General features: G+C 52.3%; 25 protein-coding genes and 3 tRNA genes. 14 read left to right on the top strand and 14 right to left on the bottom strand.

Features of this window, described 5'->3' with window-relative positions; translation table 11 throughout:
* Positions 1–124 precede the first annotated feature (124 nt).
* The 5 genes from JGF26_RS14535 to JGF26_RS14555 all read right to left on the bottom strand — a co-directional run bounded on the left by JGF26_RS14535 (position 125) and on the right by JGF26_RS14555 (position 3,081).
* Entirely contained in the window at positions 125–553 is a 429-nt protein-coding gene (locus tag JGF26_RS14535; protein ID WP_013095463.1) for an organic hydroperoxide resistance protein, read from the bottom strand.
* 84 nt (positions 554–637) lie between these two features.
* Positions 638–1,090 carry a MarR family transcriptional regulator gene (locus JGF26_RS14540; protein ID WP_108089611.1) on the bottom strand — a complete coding sequence of 151 codons (453 nt, stop codon included), beginning with the start codon at positions 1,088–1,090 and terminating at the stop codon, positions 638–640.
* A gap of 41 nt (positions 1,091–1,131) precedes the next feature.
* Complete coding sequence (locus JGF26_RS14545; RefSeq protein ID WP_028016578.1) at positions 1,132–1,773, bottom strand: TetR family transcriptional regulator; 642 nt, start codon at positions 1,771–1,773, stop codon at positions 1,132–1,134.
* A gap of 67 nt (positions 1,774–1,840) precedes the next feature.
* Positions 1,841–2,314 (bottom strand): threonine/serine exporter, encoded by a 474-nt coding sequence (locus JGF26_RS14550; RefSeq protein WP_108089527.1) that lies wholly within the window; start codon positions 2,312–2,314, stop codon positions 1,841–1,843.
* On the bottom strand, positions 2,305–3,081 hold the full coding sequence (locus tag JGF26_RS14555) for a threonine/serine exporter ThrE family protein (RefSeq protein ID WP_134708260.1): 777 nt from the start codon (positions 3,079–3,081) through the stop codon (positions 2,305–2,307). The genes JGF26_RS14550 and JGF26_RS14555 overlap by 10 nt, the downstream gene beginning before the upstream one ends.
* A gap of 413 nt (positions 3,082–3,494) precedes the next feature.
* Between JGF26_RS14555 and JGF26_RS14560 the strand changes: the two genes are divergently transcribed.
* On the top strand, positions 3,495–4,226 hold the full coding sequence (locus JGF26_RS14560; RefSeq protein ID WP_028016581.1) for a LuxR C-terminal-related transcriptional regulator: 732 nt from the start codon (positions 3,495–3,497) through the stop codon (positions 4,224–4,226).
* Positions 4,223–4,858, top strand: a complete 636-nt coding sequence (bglJ, locus tag JGF26_RS14565; protein WP_049007394.1) for a DNA-binding transcriptional activator BglJ — start codon at positions 4,223–4,225, stop codon at positions 4,856–4,858. The genes JGF26_RS14560 and bglJ overlap by 4 nt, the downstream gene beginning before the upstream one ends.
* Positions 4,859–4,894: 36 nt before the next feature.
* Here the strand turns inward: bglJ and JGF26_RS14570 are convergent, their stop codons facing one another.
* Positions 4,895–5,353: a YbaK/EbsC family protein gene (locus JGF26_RS14570; protein WP_008502085.1), complete on the bottom strand. Its 459-nt coding sequence runs from the start codon at positions 5,351–5,353 to the stop codon at positions 4,895–4,897.
* A gap of 328 nt (positions 5,354–5,681) precedes the next feature.
* Between JGF26_RS14570 and JGF26_RS14575 the strand changes: the two genes are divergently transcribed.
* Positions 5,682–7,028 (top strand): PTS sugar transporter subunit IIC, encoded by a 1,347-nt coding sequence (locus JGF26_RS14575; RefSeq protein WP_028016583.1) that lies wholly within the window; start codon positions 5,682–5,684, stop codon positions 7,026–7,028.
* A gap of 96 nt (positions 7,029–7,124) precedes the next feature.
* On the opposite strand, the gene fhuF is transcribed toward JGF26_RS14575, so the two are convergent.
* Positions 7,125–7,913, bottom strand: a complete 789-nt coding sequence (fhuF, locus tag JGF26_RS14580; RefSeq protein WP_108089529.1) for a siderophore-iron reductase FhuF — start codon at positions 7,911–7,913, stop codon at positions 7,125–7,127.
* A 94-nt stretch (positions 7,914–8,007) separates the two neighbouring features.
* On the bottom strand, positions 8,008–9,072 hold the full coding sequence (locus JGF26_RS14585; protein ID WP_028016585.1) for a GGDEF domain-containing protein: 1,065 nt from the start codon (positions 9,070–9,072) through the stop codon (positions 8,008–8,010).
* Between the two features lie 215 nt (positions 9,073–9,287).
* Between JGF26_RS14585 and JGF26_RS14590 the strand changes: the two genes are divergently transcribed.
* Entirely contained in the window at positions 9,288–9,557 is a 270-nt protein-coding gene (locus tag JGF26_RS14590) for a DUF1435 domain-containing protein (RefSeq protein WP_203250369.1), read from the top strand.
* A gap of 39 nt (positions 9,558–9,596) precedes the next feature.
* Here JGF26_RS14590 and JGF26_RS14595 read toward each other — a convergent pair.
* The 4 genes from JGF26_RS14595 to rsmC all read right to left on the bottom strand — a co-directional run bounded on the left by JGF26_RS14595 (position 9,597) and on the right by rsmC (position 11,118).
* Positions 9,597–9,683 (bottom strand) — tRNA-Leu (locus JGF26_RS14595).
* A 33-nt stretch (positions 9,684–9,716) separates the two neighbouring features.
* Positions 9,717–9,802, bottom strand: a tRNA-Leu gene (locus JGF26_RS14600).
* Between the two features lie 28 nt (positions 9,803–9,830).
* A tRNA-Leu gene (locus JGF26_RS14605) sits at positions 9,831–9,917 on the bottom strand.
* A gap of 172 nt (positions 9,918–10,089) precedes the next feature.
* On the bottom strand, positions 10,090–11,118 hold the full coding sequence (rsmC, locus tag JGF26_RS14610; protein WP_028016587.1) for a 16S rRNA (guanine(1207)-N(2))-methyltransferase RsmC: 1,029 nt from the start codon (positions 11,116–11,118) through the stop codon (positions 10,090–10,092).
* A gap of 102 nt (positions 11,119–11,220) precedes the next feature.
* Here rsmC and JGF26_RS14615 point away from each other — a divergent pair, with 102 nt between their 5' ends.
* From JGF26_RS14615 to JGF26_RS14650, 8 genes are all read left to right on the top strand, one after another.
* Positions 11,221–11,634, top strand: a complete 414-nt coding sequence (locus tag JGF26_RS14615; RefSeq protein ID WP_134708261.1) for a DNA polymerase III subunit psi — start codon at positions 11,221–11,223, stop codon at positions 11,632–11,634.
* Positions 11,603–12,046, top strand: a complete 444-nt coding sequence (gene rimI, locus JGF26_RS14620) for a ribosomal protein S18-alanine N-acetyltransferase (RefSeq protein ID WP_023334424.1) — start codon at positions 11,603–11,605, stop codon at positions 12,044–12,046. Before JGF26_RS14615 ends, rimI begins: the two co-directional genes overlap by 32 nt.
* 19 nt (positions 12,047–12,065) lie before the next feature.
* Complete coding sequence (gene yjjG / locus JGF26_RS14625; protein ID WP_128348211.1) at positions 12,066–12,743, top strand: pyrimidine 5'-nucleotidase; 678 nt, start codon at positions 12,066–12,068, stop codon at positions 12,741–12,743.
* Between the two features lie 92 nt (positions 12,744–12,835).
* Positions 12,836–14,425: a peptide chain release factor 3 gene (prfC, locus tag JGF26_RS14630; protein WP_028016590.1), complete on the top strand. Its 1,590-nt coding sequence runs from the start codon at positions 12,836–12,838 to the stop codon at positions 14,423–14,425.
* Positions 14,426–14,724: 299 nt separating this feature from the next.
* Complete coding sequence (gene osmY, locus JGF26_RS14635) at positions 14,725–15,342, top strand: molecular chaperone OsmY (protein ID WP_134708262.1); 618 nt, start codon at positions 14,725–14,727, stop codon at positions 15,340–15,342.
* Positions 15,343–15,469: 127 nt separating this feature from the next.
* A complete protein-coding gene (locus JGF26_RS14640) occupies positions 15,470–15,631 on the top strand; it encodes a DUF1328 domain-containing protein (protein ID WP_032666762.1) in 162 nt (53 codons plus the stop codon).
* Positions 15,632–15,751: 120 nt separating this feature from the next.
* Entirely contained in the window at positions 15,752–16,804 is a 1,053-nt protein-coding gene (locus JGF26_RS14645; RefSeq protein ID WP_032666763.1) for a patatin family protein, read from the top strand.
* Positions 16,801–17,583: a TatD family hydrolase gene (locus tag JGF26_RS14650; protein ID WP_134708263.1), complete on the top strand. Its 783-nt coding sequence runs from the start codon at positions 16,801–16,803 to the stop codon at positions 17,581–17,583. Before JGF26_RS14645 ends, JGF26_RS14650 begins: the two co-directional genes overlap by 4 nt.
* Here the strand turns inward: JGF26_RS14650 and JGF26_RS14655 are convergent.
* Positions 17,578–18,438 carry a YjjW family glycine radical enzyme activase gene (locus JGF26_RS14655; protein ID WP_134708264.1) on the bottom strand — a complete coding sequence of 287 codons (861 nt, stop codon included), beginning with the start codon at positions 18,436–18,438 and terminating at the stop codon, positions 17,578–17,580. The genes JGF26_RS14650 and JGF26_RS14655 overlap by 6 nt on opposite strands.
* Entirely contained in the window at positions 18,413–19,960 is a 1,548-nt protein-coding gene (locus tag JGF26_RS14660; RefSeq protein ID WP_134708265.1) for a YjjI family glycine radical enzyme, read from the bottom strand. The genes JGF26_RS14655 and JGF26_RS14660 overlap by 26 nt, the downstream gene beginning before the upstream one ends.
* Positions 19,961–20,222: 262 nt before the next feature.
* Here JGF26_RS14660 and deoC point away from each other — a divergent pair, with 262 nt between their 5' ends.
* Together deoC and deoA are read left to right on the top strand one after the other, a co-directional pair.
* Positions 20,223–21,002 carry a deoxyribose-phosphate aldolase gene (gene deoC / locus JGF26_RS14665; protein ID WP_032666764.1) on the top strand — a complete coding sequence of 260 codons (780 nt, stop codon included), beginning with the start codon at positions 20,223–20,225 and terminating at the stop codon, positions 21,000–21,002.
* A gap of 54 nt (positions 21,003–21,056) precedes the next feature.
* The gene (gene deoA / locus JGF26_RS14670) at positions 21,057–22,379 is read left to right on the top strand and encodes a thymidine phosphorylase (protein ID WP_134708266.1); all 1,323 of its coding nucleotides are present in this window, start codon (positions 21,057–21,059) and stop codon (positions 22,377–22,379) included.
* The last annotated feature ends 45 nt before the right edge of the window (positions 22,380–22,424 follow it).

Consider the following 22,424-nt stretch of genomic DNA (forward strand, 5'->3'; position numbering starts at 1 on the left):
CGGGCGTGATATGAGCTTATGGTAGCACAGAGAGGATGAGGGGATGGAGGGGATTTCCCCGGTGGCGATGCGCTTATAGGGCTACAACCGTAGACCTGATAAGCGCAGCGCCATCAGGCATTTATCATGCGATGATATTCAGGGTCACGTCGATGTTGCCGCGGGTCGCGTTAGAGTACGGGCAAACGATGTGGGCGGCATCGACCAGCTTTTTGGCTTCCGCAGGATCCATGCCTTCAACATGGATGTTCAGTTTTGCTTCGATACCAAAGCCGGTTGGCAGCGGGCCAATACCCACTTCGCCTTCAATAAAGGCCTCTTTTGGCAGGGTAAATTTGTCGCGTGCGGCGACAAACTTCATCGCGCCCAGGAAGCAGGCAGAGTAACCGGCAGCAAACAGCTGCTCAGGGTTCGTCACTTCTCCCCCCATGCCACCCATCTCTTTTGGCACGCCCAGTTTCACGTCCAGGACACCATCAGAAGAGGTGGCACGACCGTCACGACCTCCGGTTGCTTTTGCTTTGGCGGTATAAACGACTTTTTCTAAAGACATGGCAGGTTCCTCATTTTATATTTAAGTGCGCTATTAAATAGTGTGCGATATATATGTTTAAATAAATACGCGTAAAGTATAGCCTTACGCGTGGTGTAACTGGTGTCGCAAAAGTTCAAGCTGCTGCTTCAGCGCCAGCATCGTGTCAGTATCACATTGCGCTGCGCAACCCACCGCATGGGGGATATTTAGTGCCTGCTGCTGCAGTGCACGTCCCTCGTCGCTCAGCGTGACGGCCACCTGACGTTCGTCTTTACGCGAGCGCTGGCGTTTTATCAGCCCGGCGCTTTCCAGACGTTTTAACAGCGGTGTCAGGGTGGCAGAGTCAAGGAACAGCCGCTCACCAATGTCCGACACCGTCATGTCGTCCTGCTCCCAGAGCACCAGCATCACCAGGTATTGCGGGTAAGTCAGGTTCAGCGGCGCCAGCAGTTGCCGGTACAGCTTGTTAAGCGCCAGATTTGCCGAGTAGAGAGCAAAGCAGAGCTGGTTATCCAGCAGGAGCGCAGCGGTGGTGTCGTTCGTTTTCGTGTTCATGGAATGAATATAGATAGTGCGCGATTTAATTGCAAGCAATTTTATGGGCAGGTATAGCGGAGTGCCACCTGAACGGCCATTTTGCGGTAGTGCTGGCGCTGAGCCTGTTCATCCGCCCCATCTTCAAACAGCAATGTGAAGGTGTAGCTGTTGGCGACGTAGTGAAAGCTGAAACTGCTTATCAGACGGTGGAGATCGCGGGCGTCAACTGTCTGGTTGAATAGCTGCTTTTCTTTACCCCGGTCCAGGATCGCTTCCAGCAGATCGAGCGCGCTACGGTTGACCTGGCGCAGATAGCTCGACTGCTGCATAAAGCGACCACGCTGCATGTTTTCCATGCAGATAATGCGGATGTAATCCGGGTGATCGGCATGATAGTCAAAGGTAGCTTCAACCAGGTTGACCAGCGCTTCTACCGGTGGCATTCCCGCCAGGCTCAGTGCTTTCTCACTGGCGCGGATTTGGGTGTAAACATGCTCCAGGACGAGAAGGTAGAGATTTTCTTTGTTCTTGAAATGGTAAACCACCATGCGCTTGGTCGTGCCTGCTTTCTCCGCAATTTGCTCCATGCGGGCACCGTTCAAACCATATTCGGCGAAAAGCGCGATCGCGCTCTGAAAAATTTTCTCTTTCAGGCTGGATTCTTCATTGTGTGCGGGGTGTTCGCTGCCTGGGTTAGCCACAATCTTTCCTTATTTTCACCAAACGGACCTGGACGATTATCCCCATGGCAGCGAAATAACACAAATATCAAACGCGTGGGCGTTTGCGGTACAGCCACAGTCCCGGGATCGACAGCCCGATAGAGAGTGCACCGACAATGGAAGAGGCCTTAAGGAAGTTGCTCAGAAGGAGGATCATCTGTGGCTCGGTGTAGCCAAAATGGCTGATTTTTACTGCGGAAATCATTGCCGTGTAGGCAGATATGCCCGGGAACATCGGGATAACGGCGGCAACGGTGAACACTTTGGGATGCGCCAGATACCAGCGCGACCACTGAATGCCTATGCTACCGACCAGCATAGACGCCATAAATGTCGACCATTCGATGTTAAAACCTGCCGTCATCATGATCATCCGTGACCCATGACCAATCGCACCCAGCAGGGCACACCACGGGAGAGCACGTTGCGGAACATTAAAGACCATCGCAAAGCCAACGGCAGGAATGGCGGCCAGAAGCATGTCCTGTACCAGTGCCAGCAGAAAATCTATCACGCCCATCCGCGTAACCCCCAGAGAGTCATGGCCATGACGACGCCAATACAGGTCGCCAGCGTCAGCAGGCTGGCGATAGCCCAACGTGCCAGACCGGTATTGATGTGCCCTTTAAACATATCGGCGACAGCGTTAATCAACGGGAACCCCGGGACCAGCAGAAGCACACTGGCGGCCATGGCAACAGTGGGGGTGTTAACAAACTGCGGCAGGCGCAGCAGTAAACCAGACACCGTGGTGGCGACAAAAGCGGTAATACAGAAATTGATTTGTGGGTGCATTTGCCGGTGTGTCAGTAACTGGCGGACATACATCGCGATGCTGCTGGCGAAAAATGTAATGATTGCGCCATCCCAGCCGCCTTTATTGAGCTTACAAAAACAGGCACACGACAGCCCAACCATGAGCACAACGAGCCAGCGTGGGTAACGCAATGGCTTTATTTGGTTGAATTTTTTTTTAATCTCATTGTGGTCGAGCAGCTTATGCTCAGCAAGAATGACGATATGTTGCACTTCGGTGACGACGTGCATGTTAATACCACGGTCGTGGTTTTTGCGGGTGGAGGTCAGGCATTGACCATCTTTGATCGTGGTCAGCACAATGGCGTTTGAAGAGATCGCGCTTTCAACGCTATCCATACCTAACGCCAGCCCCAGCCGTGTTGAGAGTTCCTCAACCAGCGCGCTTTCCGCACCGTGCTGGAGCAGAAAAAGACCGCACTGAATACATAGCCGCGTGATAGCACGCTGCGTTGACCGATCTGCCTGCATGTATTGTCCTGAAGAGAAAATGGATGTTAGCGGTTTGGCCCGTGATGCTTACTTTTAACACAAAGTGCGGTACCCCTTGCTGTGGGTCAGATCAAGATTTATGCAAACAGTTGCAACCTGTATTGTGAAAGGGTTTTCGCTTTAATTCATAACAATGGTGAATTATTAATACGGTAACATAAAATATTTGTATTTAGTTATTCTAAATTTATATTGTCGATATTTTAATGAGTCCGTAATTAAATTTTCTTGCACTTTATGAGATATTATCTCTGTTTTAGGCATTTCTTAAATCAGAAACATATCTCATCTTCTGCTTGTATTAATCTGTTTTACACTCAGGGACGAAAATACTTATTACGTTGATGCGTATTAACGTTACTCATCAAATGAAAAATGGACACGGAGGGTCTATGTTGTCATTACATGGTAAACATTGCGTAGTCATAAGCCGGATACCCGTGATGCAAAAAGGGTTTGCAGGCGTTATGGCACGTCACTTCCCCGATTTTGAATTGACCTTTTGCCGCTCACTGCAGGAGCTAACGCTGCTTCAGTTACGCAGTGCAGATGTAATTATTGCCGATATTTCAGGTGAATACAGAAACCCCCGGGGCTCGCTCGAAGAGTACTACAGCTTATTGAACCAATACCGTGAAATACACTGGATCTTCTTAGTCTCCCGACCGCTGTACCCGATAGCGGTTGAGTTGCTTATGCGACCAGAAAGCACGCTGCTTTCCGATATGGAACCCATCGACGGCGTGATTAATGCCATCCGGGCCGGGAGTGAGCGTGCTGAACGGATAAGCCAGACGTTATTAATACCAGAACCTCAGAGTGTTGAAGATGAACACGTTATTGCGCTCACGCACTCTGAACGCAAAGTATTACGTTTGTTAGGTAAGGGATGGGGGATTAATCAAATTGCCACCTTGCTCAAGAAGAGCAATAAAACGATAAGTGCGCAGAAAAACAGTGCGATGCGACGGCTGTCGTTGCGGTCTAACGCCGATATGTATGCCTGGATCAGTAGTACACAGGGAATGAGAGAGCTGAGTTTAATCTCAGCCTATGGAGAGTTCGAGGAATGGAAAAAACCGATTCAACAAGACACATCGCCATTATCGAAAATTGTTCAATGAGTGCTGTTGGGCTACAGCATCTTTTTGCTATGCCCACCCTTAACCATTATCAGTTGCACTTATTTAGTGGATTTGAGGGCTTTAAGAAGGCACTTCATCAGACCAATTTTTTTTCGCTGATCTATTCACTTTCCGATGCGCGAGAAGAGCGTCGTAATTGCCTGGCGCACGTGCGGGATCTCGCATTTACCCATAGCCATATTCAACGCATTATTCTGGCGTCTGATGAGATGGAAGCACGGTTAATTAGCCATCTATCACCTTCACGTCTTCACGGAGTGGTCAGTAAATCCTTAACACTTGAGCACTTGCAGAAGGAGCTCGTGGTGTTGTTGGGTGAAACGCTGCGCATCAATGACAATATGCTGAACCACTGGTATCGGAGTCAAAACAGGATGTTAAGCCCCACGGAGCGGGCCATTTTGCGTTATATGTCTTGCGGGTATTCCATTCCCGAAATCGCCGCACAGCTTGAACGCAATATTAAAACTATCCGGGCACATAAGTTTAATGCGATGGTGAAGTTGGGAGTGAGTTCTGACGTAGGGCTGCTTGATGCAGCGGATATTCTTACGCATCTCCCGGCACGAGAACCGCTTAATCCTGCACTCAGCAAACCCACATTTTTATAACCTGCCTTGTGCGCCAGATACTCTCTGGCGCATCAATCAGATGCATACATCAACCCATTTTGCAGATGTTAGCTCTGCCATCCTGTCAGGTGAAATACGTACGGCACTGTGGATCGCGCCAGCGGCAGGGAGTACTTCAGCGTACTGCTTTAAGGAAATATCGCAGTAAACCGCAAGCGGGTTTTCCAGCCCGAACGGACAAACACCACCAACAGGATGACCTGTTATGGTCACTACTTCATCACTGCTGAGCATGCGTGCTTTTGCACCAAAGGTGTCTTTTAGCTTTTTGTTATCCAGGCGCGCATCGCCTTTCGCTACCACCAGAATCACCTCGTTTTTCACCTTCAATGACAGGGTTTTAGCAATTTGTCCCGGCTCAACGCGATGGGCGGCTGCAGCGAGTGCAACGGTAGCGGTACTCTGACTCAATTCAATAACGTCTATATCCGGAGCGTTGTCGGCAAAAAACTGCTGTACAGACTGCAAACTCATTGTTTCCTCCTGACAAATATCCTGCGTAATCTGTCATAAGAATTTATGCTCTGTAAATATCTCTTAAGTAACAAATACCCCATATAGCTGATTTCTGGATCATCTTCACAATCACAGAAACCGGTTACAGTAACCGGTTGCAGAGCGTGGTGCGTAGATTAATACTGAGTACGTAACGTTCCCTGTATCCAATAATAAGAGCAAATTATGAAACCATTTAGTCTGAGCAGTACCGCTGGTACACAAGCCAGCAAGGTTGTGAAGCTGATTTATGGAACAACGTGTGGCACGAATGTGCCCGTAACAAACGTCTGACAGGAGATCTGCCATGTCTGCCAACCATGCTGCGTTTAACCTGATATTCCGTTTTGTTGAAAATTACGTTAGCCCAATTGCCGGGCGCATCTCTTCCCAGCGTCATGTCATGGCTATTCGTGATGGATTCATCTCCGCGATGCCATTTATGATTGTGGGCTCATTTTTGTTAGTGTTCGCTTACCCACCGTTTTCGCCTGATACCACTTGGGGTTTTGCGCGCGCCTGGTTGGATATGGCGAAGCAATTTGAAGGCCAGATCCTGACGCCGTTTGATATGACAATGGGTATTATGTCCATTTATATCTGTGCGGCCATTGCCTATAACCTTGGCAAACACTATGTCAAATCGCATCAGTTAGACCCATTTATGTGCGCCATGCTGTCGCTGATGGCGTTTCTCCTGGTCGCAGCACCTAAAACCAAAGGCACACTTCCTGTGGACAGCCTGGGCGGGACGGGCATCTTTACCGCGATTCTGGTGGCTATTTACTGCGTTGAGATGATGCGTTTCCTTAAAGCGCATAACATTGGTATTCGCCTGCCAGACCAGGTTCCCCCGATGATCAAAAACTCTTTCGACCTGCTGATCCCGGTGCTGGTTGTGGTGTTGACGCTCTATCCGCTGAGCCTGATTATTCAGTCTCAGTTTGACATGCTGATCCCGCAGGCGATTATGTCAGTCTTTAAGCCTTTGGTTTCTGCTGCGGACTCGCTGCCTGCGATTCTGTTAGCTGTGTTGATTGGTCATTTGCTCTGGTTCGCCGGGATCCACGGAGCCGCCATTGTCTCCGGGATGTTACAGATGTTCTGGTTGACTAACCTGGGGGCTAACCAGACTGCGCTGGCTGCCAGTCAGCCTCTGCCGCATATTTTTATGGAAGCATTCTGGACGTTCTTTATCGTGATTGGTGGGTCAGGAGCCACAATGGGGCTGGTGATTTGCTATCTGCGCAGTCGTTCAGCACATTTACGCTCTATTGGGCGTTTGAGCGTGGTACCAAGCTTCTTTAACATTAACGAACCTGTCATTTTCGGTACGCCGATTGTGATGAACCCAGTGTTCTTTATTCCGTTCCTGTTGGCACCCATGGTGAACGCCGTGCTGGCCTGGGCGGCGATGTCATTTGATCTGATTGGCCGTGTCATTTCAGTCGTGCCCTGGACAGCACCCGCTCCGATTGGCGCCGCATGGGCCCTTGGCTGGGATTTCCGCGCAGCCATTCTGGTCGTTGTTCTGGCCTGCGTATCAGCAATAATCTACTTCCCGTTCTTCAAAGTTTACGAGAAGCAGCTGCTGGAGCAGGAAGCCGAGGAAGCGCAGCGTAACGCGGAAGAGGAAAATCAGCAGGTGGCTTAAAAGCGTTGTGCCGGGTGGCGGCTACGCCTTACCCGGCCTACGAGTTGAGGTTTTTGTAGGCCCGGTAAGCGAAGCGCCACCGGGCAATTCAGTGCACTATTTCAGCGTGCAATCCCCGCACTGCTTAACGTCCGGCAGGCGATAGCGCTGGCAGCAGGTGCGACGAACCAGAAGTCCGTCACGGAGAACTACGGAACGGAATAACGGGTTTTCACTGCCATCAGAAAGTTGTTTTGCAAAGAAACAGGACTGACGCAGGGCATCAACGATCTCATCACCAAGCAGAGGCTTCATTTCCGTTAAATACCAGTGGATTAAATACCCGGTATTATTCCAGATAAGTTTCCCGTTAATCTCACCCGTCTCTTCAAGGGCATTAACCACCGGAATCAGAGCCTGAGTGATAAGCTGCTCCATACGCTCCTGAGCAGAAAGTGGCTCTGCGGCCTGGTCTTCGTGGAGATCAATCCAGAAACAGGCTGCACGCCCGGTTTCGTGAAACTCGACATGGAAATTATCCGGCGAGAGTTCCAGCATGCTCTTTTGCGTTAACAGCGCCAGCATGAGGGGAGGCACCATCAGCCCGATATACCACTGCGCCCAGAGAGAGAGCAGGGGTTTATTTTCCCGCTTAAGGGTGGGTTGATGACGATAGATATGGTCGGAATAGGTGGCCAGCAATGATTGCAGTTGGGCTGGTTGCCGCCACTCAGCAAGCGTCATGGCGTGCTGCGGGTGCGCTTCATCAAGCCGGATAAAGTCCAGCAGATGAGCACGAGTTTTCGCAATCTTATCCCGTATGGCATCCGCAAGCGAAGCATTCCCGCTGGCGAGGGGGGCTCGCCAGAGGAGTGGTTCAGCAATGTGTGCGGTCTGAGTGGCCATAGTATGGATAGAAATCTAAATGATAATGATTGCCAATCCTAACTATTGCTCAAACCAATGGCAAGACTTTTGTCCTGGTTAAACGACCTCGTGCTTAAGCCGACTGAAGGCCTTCACTAAGCAGAATATTATTGCGTCCCATATGCTTGGCTTCGTAGAGAGCTTTGTCCGCTTTTTCCAGCGCGCCTTCCACGTCTTCATCCTCGAAAATAGCAATACCAATGCTGATGGTGACATTTGTCGCAACGCTTTCGTTGAACAGATGCGGGATTTTCAAATCGTAGACTTTCTGACGGATCCGCTCTGCCGTCTGGCGGGCATGTTCGAGTGAAATATTGGTCAGCAGCACCATAAACTCCTCCCCGCCAAAACGCGCCACAATATCGCGAGAACGCACGGCGTCGCGAATTGCCGCAGAGACACGTTTCAATGCCTGGTCGCCCATCATATGGCCGTAGTGGTCGTTATAGGCTTTGAAGTGGTCGATATCCATCAGCAGGACAAAGTGTTCGCCGTTCTCAACCGCTGGCAAGTTCTCCAGACGGCTTTGCAGGCCGCGACGATTATAGAGTCCGGTAAGGGGATCCATCATGCTGAGATCGGTGAGGGTTTCCCGTTCTTCCAGTAAGCGAGAGAGCAGCTCCTGAGCAAAGCGATCGTTACGTCTTTGCAAAATGTTATGAATAGCAATTGCCACCACAGGAAGTGCGAAAGAATAGGCTATTCTCAGCCATATATCGTGGTTACCTAACCACAGGCAGACAATAAAGGTGGGTAATGAGTGCAGTATGAATGCCACAATATTACTGGCAAATGCCAGCGTACCGATAAAAAGCACCGTTAATAGCGCTATTATCAAATACGTCATATGGTCGTGAGTAATTAGTGAAAATTTTGAGACAATTTGCCAGGCCCACAAAATACCGAAAATCCCTGAAATAACAGGAATATTGATCTTCCGTGTCCTCTTCTTCCAGTGCCAGGCGAGCAGGCCAGTGCTGATGGAGAAAATAGCAATCAGAGGGAAAGAGAACACGCGCACAGAATTAAGTGGATTTGTTACCGAGAACACGGCTGATGTTGCGTTCAGGAATAAAAATAAACGTAACGATAATTGATATTTTCTGTGAACCAAAGACCGCCAGGATTGTGATGTCATAGTAGTACGTTTTTATTAAAATTTAATTAAAACAAATAAATAGGTGTGGTGTCGCAATTAAAAAAGTAAAAAACTCAAAGAATAATTATCAGAAAATCTTTAGGTGTAATTAACAGGTGTGCAATTTATCACCTTAGGCAATTCCTGTCATTATGGGAAAGGTAAAGGTCGATGGTTTTTGATTCGCTATGCTGACAAATGATAATTTATTTCATATGATATTGGTTATCATTATCAATGTGAGAGGGCGAGTCATGTTGAACAGAGCGCTGGGAAGTGGTTGGGGTGTATTACTGCCGGGAGTGATTCTCGGCGGTTTGATGTTTGCCGATCTCTCCATCAATGTCTGGAAAGCCATCATTGTGTCAGGATTATTAGTCACGTCAGGAATGATATGGCATAAGCAGTTACGCCACTTTGTTCTACTGCCATCGTGCGTTGCACTGGTTAGTGGAATTCTGGTGATACTGATGAGTTTGAAATAACAGAAAAAAAGAAGAACTTCAGAAGGGCTGTAAGATAATTGGTGCGAGGGGGGGGACTCGAACCCCCACATCCGTAAGGACACTAACACCTGAAGCTAGCGCGTCTACCAATTCCGCCACCTTCGCACAGTCATCTTACTATTTTTGATATCGCCTCGTTGGTGCGAGGGGGGGGACTCGAACCCCCACATCCTAAGGACACTAACACCTGAAGCTAGCGCGTCTACCAATTCCGCCACCTTCGCCCAGTGCGAGCAATATCAACGTGATTTATGGTGCGAGGGGGGGGACTCGAACCCCCACATCCGTAAGGACACTAACACCTGAAGCTAGCGCGTCTACCAATTCCGCCACCTTCGCATACCATCGATACTGTAAAAGTATCGTAACCACGGAGGCGCATTCTAGATGTTTTCAGCTTTACGTCAACAGAAAAGTGCGCGCGACACCTTGATTGCTGGAAAAATGGCCGATGGTGATGCCATGTGGAGCCGGATAGCGCTTGCGCTTCTCCGGCCTACAGGATTAGAGATTATTTTTTGGCCTGACGCGTCATCACGGTGCGGTAAACCTTAAAGCGACCGGTCTGAGCGATCACTTCATGGAAGCCGAAGGTTTCGTCCAGCACTTTCGGGTACGCCAGGAAGGCGTTAGCCACGATGCGCAGCTCTCCACCGCTGTTAAGGTGACGAACTGCGCCACGGATCAGCGTTTGCGCGGCTTCAAGGCTGGTCTCCATGCCATCATGGAACGGCGGGTTGGAGATAATCATGTCGAAACGACCCGTAATGTCGGAGAAGACGTTACTGGCAATCACTTCGCCTTCGATTCCGTTTGCGGCAAGCGTTGCGCGACTGGCTTCTACCGCTGGCGCGCTCACATCACACAGGGTTAAACGCACTTTTGGCGAATGGCTGGCAAGAACTGTTGAAAGTACCCCCGCGCCACAGCCCACGTCCAGCACTTTGCCTTTGGTGTGCGGCGTCAGGGTGGAGAGCAGCAGTTTGCTACCCGTATCCAGCGCGTCACGGCTGAACACGCCCGGCAGGGTTTTGATGGTCAGACCGTCAAGCTGGTACTCGTCCCAGTAAGCTTGTGCATCAAACGAAGTCTGTTTTTCCAGACGGCCATGGTACAGACCACAGCGGCGAGCGCTGTCGACTTTATTCAGCGGCGCGTAGCCTTCCAACATCTGTTCAGCGCTACGCACGCCGCTGCGGTTCTCACCCACCACAAAAATATCGCAGCCGACCGGCAGCAGGGAGAGCAGGTTCATCAGCTGGAACTGGGCTTCCGGTTTATTCTTCGGCCAGTAGTAAATCAGCGTATCGCAGTCGGCGATATCGCTCTGCTCCGCCACCAGGCTAAAGCGCGCGCGCTCGCCCATCTGGCGGCTCAGGACCTGCCAGTGGTGATAATATTGGGTGTGGGCACGGCTTTCAGCACATTCGAAACGTGCGGGCAGGTCATCCTGCATATCTCCGGCAAACAGAATACGGCTTTCTTCGAAATCATCACTGTGACGCAGCAAGACTTCACTTGCCGGGGTAAATGCAGACATGAATTGTTCCTCAATAAACTCAGGCGGGGATTATAGTAGGTAGATGGCGCACTTTCGACACATTTGCTATATTTGCGCGCCTGAGAGACAGGAGTTTTCCCTATGACATCCCGACGAGACTGGCAGTTGCAGCAACTGGGCATCACCCAGTGGGCTTTGCGTCGCCCGACGGCGTTGCAGGGCGAAATCGCCATCTCCATCCCGGCGCACGTTCGCCTGGTGATGGTGGCGGAAGAACTGCCTGCCCTGAACGAACCCCTGATCGGTGATGTCCTTCGCTGCCTGAAGCTGACGGCCGACCAGGTTTTACAGCTGACGCCAGAACGGGTCGCGATGCTTCCTCCTGATTGCCGCTGTAACAGCTGGCGTATCGGAGAGACAAACGAAATCCCCCTACAGGGGAGCCAGATCTGCTCGCCAGCGCTGGACGAACTGAAAGCCAACCCAAAAGCGCGTTGCGCGCTATGGCAACAAATCTGCGAATATGAACACGATTTCTTCCCTCACGACGCCTGACCTGACCACAGCGTTTGCGATTGAAACACGCGCCCACGCGTTTCCGTGGAGCGAAAAAACCTTCGCCAGCAATCAGGGCGAGCGGTATCTGAATTACCGCCTGGACGTTGACGGCACCATGGCCGCCTTCGCGATTACGCAGGTTGTTCTTGATGAAGCGACGCTGTTTAATATCGCGGTTGATCCTGCGTTTCAGCGTCGTGGGCTGGGAAGAGAACTGCTTGAGCACCTCATCCGTGAGCTCGAAACCCGTGACGTTTTCACCCTGTGGCTGGAAGTGCGCGCATCGAACGTCGCCGCCATCGCGCTCTATGAAAGCTTAGGCTTTAATGAGGCGACAATCCGCCGTAACTACTACCCCACCGCAGAGGGACGTGAAGACGCCATCATAATGGCTCTGCCGATTGGATAACGAAAATAAGGTTGTAACGATGAAATGGGACTGGATTTTCTTTGATGCCGACGAAACGCTGTTTACGTTCGACGCGTTCGGTGGTCTACAGCGGATGTTTCTCGACTATAGCGTAACCTTCACCGCTGAGGATTTTCAGGACTATCAGGCGGTGAATAAACCGCTGTGGGTGGATTACCAGAACGGTGCCATCACCGCGTTACAACTTCAGCATCAGCGTTTTGATGTCTGGGCGGAACGTTTAAAGGTGAGTCCGGGGACGCTGAACGATGCCTTCCTGAATGCGATGGCCGATATTTGTGCGCCACTGCCGGGCGCGGTTTCCCTGCTGAATGCGTTGAAAGGCAAGGTGAAACTGGGGATCATCACCAACGGTTTTACCGCCCTGCAGCAGATCCGCCTTGAGCGCACCGGCCTGCGCGATCATTTTGACGCGCTGGTGATCTCGGAAGAGGTCGGCGTGCCGAAACCGGATCCGCGTATTTTCGATTATGCGCTGGCGCAGGCCGGCAATCCTGACCGCGATCGCGTACTGATGGTGGGTGATACCGCAGAGTCAGATATTCTGGGTGGCATGAATTCCGGTCTGTCGACCGTCTGGCTTAATGCGCATGGCCGCGTGAAGCCTGAAGGTATCGAACCGACCTGGACCGTGACGTCGTTGAACGAACTGGAGCAACTCCTGTGTAAACAATGATTGCCTGCCCCCCATTGATGGGTAAAATAGCCGCATTTTTCGTATTCCATGATGCACGGCGTGCTGCCGCGCTTATATAAGAAGATTTGATTATGACGTTGTCTCCTTATCTGCAAGAGGTGGCCAAGCGCCGCACTTTTGCCATTATCTCGCACCCGGATGCCGGTAAAACGACCATCACCGAAAAGGTGCTGCTGTTCGGACAGGCGATTCAGACTGCCGGTACGGTTAAAGGCCGTGGTTCCAGCCAGCATGCGAAATCCGACTGGATGGAGATGGAAAAGCAGCGTGGTATTTCGATTACCACCTCCGTGATGCAGTTCCCGTATCACAACTGCCTGGTGAACCTGCTGGACACCCCGGGGCACGAAGACTTCTCCGAAGATACCTACCGTACGCTGACGGCGGTTGACTGCTGTCTGATGGTGATCGACGCCGCAAAAGGTGTAGAAGACAGGACCCGTAAGCTGATGGAAGTGACCCGTCTGCGCGATACGCCGATCCTCACCTTCATGAACAAACTCGACCGTGACATCCGCGATCCGATGGAGCTGATGGATGAAGTGGAAAACGAGCTGAAAATCGCCTGTGCACCAATCACCTGGCCAATCGGCTGTGGCAAGTTGTTCAAAGGTGTTTACCACCTTTATAAAGACGAAACTTACCTGTATCAGACCGGTAAAGGCCACACTATCCAGGAAGTGCGCATCGTGAAAGGTCTGGATAACCCGGATCTGGATACGGCGGTAGGTGAAGAGTTGGCCGCACAGCTGCGCGACGAGCTGGAGCTGGTGAAAGGCGCGTCTCATGAGTTCGACAAAGAGCTGTTCCTGAGCGGTGAAATCACGCCGGTATTCTTTGGTACCGCGCTGGGTAACTTCGGCGTTGACCACATGCTTGACGGTCTGGTGGAGTGGGCGCCGCAGCCGATGCCACGTAAAACCGACACCCGTGAAGTGGAAGCGCAGGAAGAGAAGTTCACCGGTTTCGTATTTAAAATTCAGGCCAACATGGACCCGAAACACCGCGACCGCGTGGCCTTTATGCGCGTAGTGTCCGGTAAATATGAAAAGGGCATGAAGCTGCGCCAGGTGCGTATCGGTAAAGACGTGGTGATCTCCGATGCGCTGACCTTTATGGCGGGCGACCGTTCGCACGTTGAAGAGGCGTACCCGGGCGACATCATCGGTCTCCACAACCATGGCACCATCCAGATCGGTGATACCTTCACCCAGGGCGAAATGATGAAGTTCACCGGTATCCCGAACTTCGCACCGGAGCTGTTCCGCCGTATTCGTCTGCGCGATCCGCTGAAGCAGAAACAGCTGCTGAAAGGCCTGGTACAGCTTTCCGAAGAGGGCGCGGTACAGGTGTTCCGCCCAATCGCAAACAACGATCTGATCGTTGGCGCGGTGGGTGTGTTGCAGTTTGACGTGGTGGTGGCTCGTCTTAAGAGCGAATACAACGTGGAAGCGATTTACGAATCGGTGAACGTGGCGACCGCGCGCTGGGTTGAGTGTTCTGACGTGAAGAAATTCGAAGAATTTAAGCGTAAGAACGAAATTCAGCTGGCGCTCGATGGTGGCGATAACCTGACGTACATCGCCCCAACCATGGTTAACCTGAACCTGACTCAGGAACGCTATCCTGATGTTCAGTTCCGCAAAACCCGCGAACACTAATCCCCTCTCAGAGCACGGCTGCCGCCGTGCTCTTCTTTAATTCCTGTCTTATTAATCCCTTGCGGAATGTTCTTAATTCAACGCAATTTCTCGCTATTCGCGCGTTTTTTACCCAATTCTGAAAGCGGCTCTGTGAGAGTGATCTATATTTAACTCAGTGTTTAACGCCGGGCGTGGATAAATTAACTGTTCAATGCATGACTTTAGGTTATCCATTTTGCCCGTGTGTTTATTCGCAATATATAAAACTACTAAGGAAGTATGTAGCCCGAATAACGGGTAAACACAGGAATAGATCGATGAATATGACAAGACTGAAGATTTCGAAAACTCTGCTGGCTGTAACCGTGGGTAGCGTTCTGGTGAGCGGTTCCGCTCTGGCGGAAAGCAGCACCATGGATAAAGCACAGTCCACGGCCGATACCGCAGGGCAAAAAATCGATAGCTCTATGAATAAAGTCGGCAATTTCATGGATGACAGCTCAATCACAGCAAAAGTGAAAGCCGCACTGGTGGATGATGAAGCCATTAAGAGCACCGATATTTCCGTTAAGACCGACAAGAAAGTGGTCACGCTGAGTGGCTTTGTTGAAAGCCAGGCTCAGGCCGAACAGGCGGTGAAAGTGGCGAAAGGCGTCGAAGGCGTTGCGTCCGTTAGCGATAAGCTGCACGTACGTGACAGCAAAAACGCGTCGGTGAAAGGTTATGCCGGTGATGCAGCCACCACTAGCGAAATCAAAGCTAAACTTTTAGCAGATGACATTGTGCCGTCCCGTAAGGTGAAAGTGGAAACCACCGATGGTGTGGTTCAGCTCTCCGGTACGGTAGATTCGCAGGCGCAAAGTGAACGTGCCGAGTCCATCGCCAAAGCGATTGATGGCGTGAAAAGCGTTAAAAACGATCTGAAAACGAAGTAAATCTGGACCATTCGCCCGTCTGGCTAAAACCAGCGGGCGAAAATAAGAACGACTCTGGAAAACGCCGGTGAGTGACCTGAGCGCTCACGTTTAGCGGCCGACATTAACTATGGTAAAGGAGAGGCTTATGTTTCGTTGGGGCATTATATTTCTGGTTATCGCGTTAATTGCCGCCGCATTGGGCTTTGGTGGACTGGCGGGTACTGCGGCATGGGCAGCAAAAGTTGTCTTTGTCGTCGGTATTATTCTGTTCCTGGTCAGCCTGTTTACCGGACGTCGACGTCCGTAGCAAACGCAATATTCCTTCAACAAAAAAAAGCCAGTCACTGCGACTGGCTTTTTCTTATTTGCGTTGCAGGTCGTGTGCGTTACTGTGTTGTTACAGAATAACCAGAACAGGAAGGCAGAGGTGGGGCAACGAATTCCCGTTACGCTCGGCAATATCGCGCCGCTAACGTTAAAGCCGTTTCGTGCAGGCCAGCTCGCGCTGGTCTGTGAGGGGGGCGGGCAGCGTGGCATTTTCACTGCGGGCGTGCTGGATGAATTTATGCGCGCGCAGTTCAACCCGTTTGACCTTTACTTCGGCACCTCAGCCGGGGCACAGAACCTGTCTGCCTATGTCTGTAACCAGCCTGGTTATGCGCGAAAAGTGATAATGCGCTATACCACGGCGAAAGAATTTTTTAATCCGGTACGCTTTGTGCGTGGCGGCAATCTGATCGATCTCGACTGGCTGCTGGAATCCACCTCCAGCCAGATGCCGCTGGCTATGGACACTGCAGCGCGCCTGTTTGATGGCGGGAAAGAATTCTGGATGTGTGCCAGCCGGGGAGATGATTATTCACCGGGGTATTTCTCTCCGCAGAAGGAAAACTGGCTGGATATCATTCGTGCCTCGAGTGCCATTCCCGGTTTTTATCGTACCGGTGCGCAGCTGGATGGCATCAGTTATCTGGATGGGGGGATCAGTGACGCAGTGCCAGTGCAGGAAGCTGCCCGGCGCGGAGCGAAAACTATTGTGGTGATCCGTACCGTACCGTCGCAAATGTACTACACCCCGCAGTGGTTTAAACGCATGGAACGCTGGTTAGGCGACAGCAGCCTGCAACCGCTGGTGAACATCGCTAAACAGCATGAAACCACCTACGGCGCGATGCAGCGTTTCATTGAAAAACCGCCGGGAAAACTGCGTATTTTTGAAATCTATCCACCTAAGCCGCTGGTCAGTATGGCGCTGGGCAGCCGCGTCCCGGCGTTGCGTGCAGATTATAAAACGGGCCGGCTGTGCGGCCGTTACTTCCTGGCGACAGTGGGGAAAATGCTGGCGGAGCAACCACCGCTACATCGGCATAAACGTATTATTATGCCGCCTGCGATTGTCGCTAACGATGCCCTGACGATGCCGCTGGTGGATATTCCGCAGGCGAATGACGCTCTATTGGATAACGAGGATCTGGCGTGACGCACTGCTTTGTCGATACCCACTGCCACTTTGATTTTCCGCCGTTTACGGGGGATGAAGAGCAAAGTATTGCGAAAGCTGCCGAAGCAGGCGTTCAGGCCATCATTGTGCCGTCAGTGGAAGCTGCTTACTTTTCCCGTGTGCTGGATCTTGCCACGCAGTATCCCGCGCTCTATGCCGCGCTCGGCCTCCATCCGATTGTCATTGAGCGACATCTTGATGAGCACATTGAGAGGCTTGATGAGGTACTGCAGACCGCAGGAGACAAACTTGTCGCCATCGGTGAGATCGGCCTCGATCTTTACCGTGAGGAGCCGCAGTTTGAGCGTCAGCAGACGATCCTTGATGCGCAGCTCAGGCTGGCCAAGCGTTACGATCTGCCCGTGATCCTCCACTCAAGACGCACGCACGATAAGCTGGCGATGCACCTGAAACGCATCGATCTACCACGGAGAGGTGTCGTACACGGTTTCTCCGGCAGCCTGCAGCAGGCGCAGCGTTTTACCGAACTGGGCTATAAAATTGGCGTGGGTGGCACCATCACTTATCCGCGTGCCAGTAAAACCCGGGACGTAATGGCACAGCTGCCGCTGTCGGCGCTTCTGCTGGAAACCGACGCGCCGGATATGCCGCTGAATGGTTTTCAGGGCCAGCCGAATCGCCCGGAACAGGCGGCGCGCGTGTTTGTCACGTTGTGCGAGCTGCGCGATGAGCCAGAAGAGGTGATTGCTGATGCCTTGCTTGAGAATACGCGTTCGGTATTTGGTATCACACTATAGATAAAGTGCCGGGCGGATCACGGTTATCTTCTGTTTTTCCAGCGCGAGCGCCAGCGGCTCAACGTCTTCCGGTGTAGCGCTACGCCATGACGCCGCTTCGCCATAAACCCCCTGCGCATGAAACGCGTTGATTCGCACCGGGACGTTTCCAAGCCCGTGGATAAATGTCGTCAGCGGTTTGATCTGTTCCAGATAATCGCACCGATCCGGGATGACCAGTAAGCGCAGTTCCGTCAAACGGTGACGATCCGCCAGCCAGCGAATGCTTTGTTTAATCTGTGGGTTTTCGCGTCCGGTCAGGAAACGGTGATGCTCATTTCCCCATGCCTTCAGATCCAGCATCGCGCCATCCAGCACCGGCAGGAGTTTCTGCCAGCCGGTTTCACTTAACAGGCCATTGCTGTCCACCAGGCAGCTTAGATGATTCAGCGTGGGATCCGTTTTGATCGCCGTGAAAAGCGCGATCAGAAAAGGAAGTTGCGTGGTAGCCTCACCGCCACTCACCGTAATACCCTCAATAAAGGGCGCAGTTCTGCGGATTTGCGCGAGGATCTCCTCTACGCTAAAGCGATGCGCCATGGGCGTTGCCTGCTGCTGGCACTGGCGGAGGCAGGTGTCGCACTGCTGGCAGTCACTCTCCTGCCACCAGACGCGCCCGGCATGAATGGTCAGCGCGTCGTGCGGACAGTGGGGCACGCAGTCACCGCAGTCGTTGCAGCGGCCGATCGTCCACGGGTTGTGGCAGGTTTTACAACGCAGGTTACATCCCTGCAGGAAAAGAGCCAGGCGGCTGCCCGGCCCGTCCACGCAGGAGAAAGGGATAACCTGACTAACTAAAGCGCATCTGCTGTTCATGGCTAATCACGCGCGGCTGACGTTCGAGGATGCGGGTGTTACGCGCGGCTTCTTCTCCAAGCCACGTGGTATTAGTACGCGATCCGGCTTCACGGTATTTTTCAAGATCTGACAAGCGCACCATATACCCGGTCACGCGTACCAGATCGTTACCGGCTACGTTCGCGGTGAATTCACGCATACCGGCTCTGAACGCACCAAGACATAGCTGAACCACCGCTTGCGGGTTGCGTTTTACCGTCTCATCCAGGGTCAAAATATCGCTGATCCCTGAGTGGTAGTATTTATGATGCGGCGCTACGGCCAGCAGATGGTTGATCGGATCCGGTTCATCCCCATAGGGCAGGCGCGCCCCCGGCGTGGTGCCGGAGTCAGAGCTGATCCCCGACTGCGCGTGCAGCATCGCGCGGTGCTTCCAGCCGTGTTTCACCGGCGTGTTTTCCACAAATGCCGCAAGCTGCCCGCTGATGCGGTAGCCCAGCGCGTTGGCCTGCTCGTCTTTACCGTAGCGCCCCGCAATACTTTCCTTTTCGCAAAGTATGTTCACCGCTTCTGCCAGACCGTACATCCCAAACATCGGCACAAACCGATCGGCATCAATCAGTCCCTCTTTTACCAGGAAGCTATTCTCAAAGAAGCCAGATTGCTCGTACAGGAAATCGCAGCGTGAATCGATGATAGCAATTTGCTGCCGGCAGTAATGCGGGAGCGTGCGGGTGAAGAAGTCTTCAATGGAAGTGCTGCGTTCAGCAATGGCTTTGAGGTTAAGGCGTACCAGGGTGCTGCCACCGCCCGCAAGCGGCAGGGAGTTGTAACAACTCACCACGCCGTAACGGCCTTTTGTGAAAATTTTATCATTTTCCGGGCCGTTAGAAATATGTGGTTTGCTGCACTCACAGATGTTTTTTGCCACCTCAAGCAGCAAATCGTCCGGGGTAATATCTGGATCGTAGATAAAGGTGAGGTTCGGCGCGACCTGCTTCAGCTCTGCATCGGCACGCAGAATAGCACGGGTGATGGGGCCGTCAGCAGGTCCGATGTTTGCGTGCATAAATGCATCCGGCAGCGTTCGGTCGAGATAGCGCCAGAAACGTTTTATTCGGCTATCAACCTCTTCTTGTGTTAGAATTCTAACATACGGTTGCAGTAACACATCGAGATGGCCCAGATAGACAGGCATGGATGTTACGGATGGCACATGGTGGTAAAGAATGGTGAGTAGTGAAAGAGCGTCATCCAGGTCTTTCGCGCCTTCCAGCTCCAGCCATTCTGAGCCGTTGGACAAAAATTTTGCGTAATCCGGCAGAACATAGCGGGGTTTGTAAGGCGCATGGCCTTCGAACATGTCGCAGATAAACCCCTCGTCCAGCGCGGCGCGCGCTGCCTGAGGGAGTTCCGGATAAGGCAGGTTGTTTTCCGCTTCCAGCGCCAGGAAATGACGTTTTTGTTCCGGGGTTAACACCGGGCTTGTCACAATGTGCTGGCAACGTTGTTGCAGGGCGTCGGGGCTGGAGTGGGACATGATCGCTTCCTTGTTTATTCTGCGGATGATGAACGGATTGTAGGAAGCACATCTGTTGGGGCTTTTGATCCGACAGGGGGTATTGCTGCTTTCGTCAGCAATTAGCACGATAAAGTTTGAAGAAGATCTCATTACAGCAATGCAAATTTGTACGTAGTTTTCATTAACTGTGATGAATGTCGAAGTGTGGATGCGGGTGAATGTTAGAATACTCACAGACCCGCAAGGTAAAATTTATACGGCACTGCCGTTGGAGAATGTTATGACCGATTTAACTGCAAGCAGCCTGCGCGCGTTGAAACTGATGGACCTGACCACCCTGAACGATGACGACACCAATGAAAAAGTCATCGCCCTGTGCCATCAGGCGAAAACGCCCGTCGGTAACACCGCTGCTATCTGTATCTACCCGCGCTTTATCCCGATTGCCCGTAAAACGCTGAAAGAGCAGGGCACGCCGGACGTGCGTATTGCAACCGTGACTAACTTCCCGCACGGCAACGACGATATCGAGATCGCGCTGGCAGAAACCCGCGCAGCTATTGCTTACGGTGCAGATGAAGTTGACGTGGTATTCCCATACCGTGCGTTGATTGCGGGCAACGAGCAGGTCGGTTTTGACCTGGTGAAAGCCTGTAAAGATGCGTGTGCTGCGGCAAACGTACTGCTGAAAGTGATCATCGAAACCGGTGAGCTGAAAGAAGAAGCCCTGATTCGTAAAGCATCTGAAATCTCCATCAAAGCGGGTGCTGATTTCATCAAAACCTCTACGGGTAAAGTGCCGGTTAACGCCACCCCGGAAAGCGCACGCATCATGATGGAAGTGATCCGCGATATGGGCGTGTCCAAAACGGTTGGTTTTAAACCTGCGGGCGGCGTACGTACCGCGGAAGATGCGCAACAGTTCCTGGCCATCGCGGATGAACTGTTCGGCGCTGAATGGGCAGATTCCCGTCACTATCGCTTTGGCGCATCCAGCCTGCTGGCCAGCCTGCTGAAAGCGCTGGGTCACGGCGATGGTAAGAGCGCAAGCAGCTACTAAGGTTTGAATTGCCGGGTGACGCGAAGCGATCCCGGCTTATTTCGGGAGGTTACCGTGTTTCTCGCACAAGAAATTATTCGTAAAAAACGTGATGGTCATGCATTAAGCGACGAAGAGATCCGCTTCTTTATCAACGGCATTCGTGATAACACCGTCTCTGAAGGGCAGATCGCTGCGCTGGCGATGACCATTTTCTTCCACGATATGTCGATGCCTGAGCGGGTCTCGCTGACGATGGCGATGCGAGATTCAGGAACCGTTCTGGACTGGAAGAGCCTGAACCTTAACGGCCCGATTGTGGACAAGCACTCCACAGGTGGCGTAGGTGATGTGACTTCCCTGATGCTCGGCCCAATGGTGGCGGCCTGTGGGGGTTACATCCCGATGATCTCCGGGCGCGGCCTCGGCCATACCGGTGGTACGCTCGACAAACTGGAAGCCATTCCGGGCTTCGATATCTTCCCGGATGACAACCGCTTCCGCGACATTATTAAAGACGTTGGTGTGGCGATTATCGGCCAGACCAGCTCTCTTGCTCCGGCAGATAAGCGTTTCTATGCCACCCGCGATATCACCGCGACCGTTGACTCCATCCCGCTGATCACCGCCTCTATTCTGGCGAAGAAACTGGCCGAAGGGCTGGACGCGCTGGTGATGGATGTAAAAGTAGGTAGCGGCGCGTTTATGCCAACCTATGAACTTTCTGCCCAGCTTGCTGAAGCGATCGTTGGCGTCTCCAACGGTGCCGGCGTGCGCACCACTGCACTGCTCACCGACATGAACCAGGTTCTGGCCTCCAGTGCAGGTAATGCGGTTGAAGTGCGTGAAGCCGTACAATTCCTGACCGGTGAATACCGCAACCCGCGTCTGTTCGACGTCACCATGGCACTGTGCGTTGAGATGTTAATCTCCGGCAAGCTTGCCAAAGATGATGCAGACGCGCGCGCGAAACTGCAGGCGGTGCTGGATAACGGCAAAGCGGCGGAGATCTTTGGTCGCATGGTGGCGGCGCAGAAAGGTCCAACCGATTTCGTGGAAAACTACGCGAAATACCTGCCAACGGCGACGCTCAGTAAAGCGGTTTATGCCGATAGCGAAGGCTTTGTCTCAGCCACGGATACCCGTGCACTCGGCATGGCGGTTGTCTCAATGGGCGGCGGTCGTCGCCAGGCATCGGACATGATTGATTACAGCGTCGGCTTTACCGATATGGCCCGACTGGGCGACAGCGTCGACGGACAACGTCCGCTGGCGGTGATCCACGCCAAAGATGAAGCCAGCTGGCAGGAAGCGGCGAAAGCGGTTAAAGCGGCCATTACACTCGACGATAAAGCACCGGAAAGCACACCAACGGTCTATCGTCGTATCACTGAATAGCGGTATACTGATCTGATCAATCATTTTTAAGCACTACGTACGGAG

It is taken from the genome of Enterobacter sp. E1, assembly GCF_016809815.1.
GTDB classification, from domain to species: domain Bacteria; phylum Pseudomonadota; class Gammaproteobacteria; order Enterobacterales; family Enterobacteriaceae; genus Enterobacter; species Enterobacter adelaidei.

Bases quoted from the DNA above. Each gene is read 5' to 3' on its own strand.
- JGF26_RS14535 (WP_013095463.1), bottom strand. From the start codon at position 553: ATGTCTTTAGAAAAAGTCGTTTATACCGCCAAAGCAAAAGCAACCGGA.
- JGF26_RS14540 (WP_108089611.1), bottom strand. From the start codon at position 1,090: ATGAACACGAAAACGAACGACACCACCGCTGCGCTCCTGCTGGATAAC.
- JGF26_RS14550 (WP_108089527.1), bottom strand. From the start codon at position 2,314: ATGGGCGTGATAGATTTTCTGCTGGCACTGGTACAGGACATGCTTCTG.
- JGF26_RS14555 (WP_134708260.1), bottom strand. From the start codon at position 3,081: ATGCAGGCAGATCGGTCAACGCAGCGTGCTATCACGCGGCTATGTATT.
- JGF26_RS14560 (WP_028016581.1), top strand. From the start codon at position 3,495: ATGTTGTCATTACATGGTAAACATTGCGTAGTCATAAGCCGGATACCC.
- bglJ (WP_049007394.1), top strand. From the start codon at position 4,223: ATGAGTGCTGTTGGGCTACAGCATCTTTTTGCTATGCCCACCCTTAAC.
- JGF26_RS14570 (WP_008502085.1), bottom strand. From the start codon at position 5,353: ATGAGTTTGCAGTCTGTACAGCAGTTTTTTGCCGACAACGCTCCGGAT.
- JGF26_RS14575 (WP_028016583.1), top strand. From the start codon at position 5,682: ATGTCTGCCAACCATGCTGCGTTTAACCTGATATTCCGTTTTGTTGAA.
- fhuF (WP_108089529.1), bottom strand. From the start codon at position 7,913: ATGGCCACTCAGACCGCACACATTGCTGAACCACTCCTCTGGCGAGCC.
- JGF26_RS14585 (WP_028016585.1), bottom strand. From the start codon at position 9,072: ATGACATCACAATCCTGGCGGTCTTTGGTTCACAGAAAATATCAATTA.
- JGF26_RS14590 (WP_203250369.1), top strand. From the start codon at position 9,288: ATGATATTGGTTATCATTATCAATGTGAGAGGGCGAGTCATGTTGAAC.
- rsmC (WP_028016587.1), bottom strand. From the start codon at position 11,118: ATGTCTGCATTTACCCCGGCAAGTGAAGTCTTGCTGCGTCACAGTGAT.
- JGF26_RS14615 (WP_134708261.1), top strand. From the start codon at position 11,221: ATGACATCCCGACGAGACTGGCAGTTGCAGCAACTGGGCATCACCCAG.
- rimI (WP_023334424.1), top strand. From the start codon at position 11,603: ATGAACACGATTTCTTCCCTCACGACGCCTGACCTGACCACAGCGTTT.
- yjjG (WP_128348211.1), top strand. From the start codon at position 12,066: ATGAAATGGGACTGGATTTTCTTTGATGCCGACGAAACGCTGTTTACG.
- prfC (WP_028016590.1), top strand. From the start codon at position 12,836: ATGACGTTGTCTCCTTATCTGCAAGAGGTGGCCAAGCGCCGCACTTTT.
- osmY (WP_134708262.1), top strand. From the start codon at position 14,725: ATGAATATGACAAGACTGAAGATTTCGAAAACTCTGCTGGCTGTAACC.
- JGF26_RS14640 (WP_032666762.1), top strand. From the start codon at position 15,470: ATGTTTCGTTGGGGCATTATATTTCTGGTTATCGCGTTAATTGCCGCC.
- JGF26_RS14655 (WP_134708264.1), bottom strand. From the start codon at position 18,438: ATGAACAGCAGATGCGCTTTAGTTAGTCAGGTTATCCCTTTCTCCTGC.
- JGF26_RS14660 (WP_134708265.1), bottom strand. From the start codon at position 19,960: ATGTCCCACTCCAGCCCCGACGCCCTGCAACAACGTTGCCAGCACATT.
- deoC (WP_032666764.1), top strand. From the start codon at position 20,223: ATGACCGATTTAACTGCAAGCAGCCTGCGCGCGTTGAAACTGATGGAC.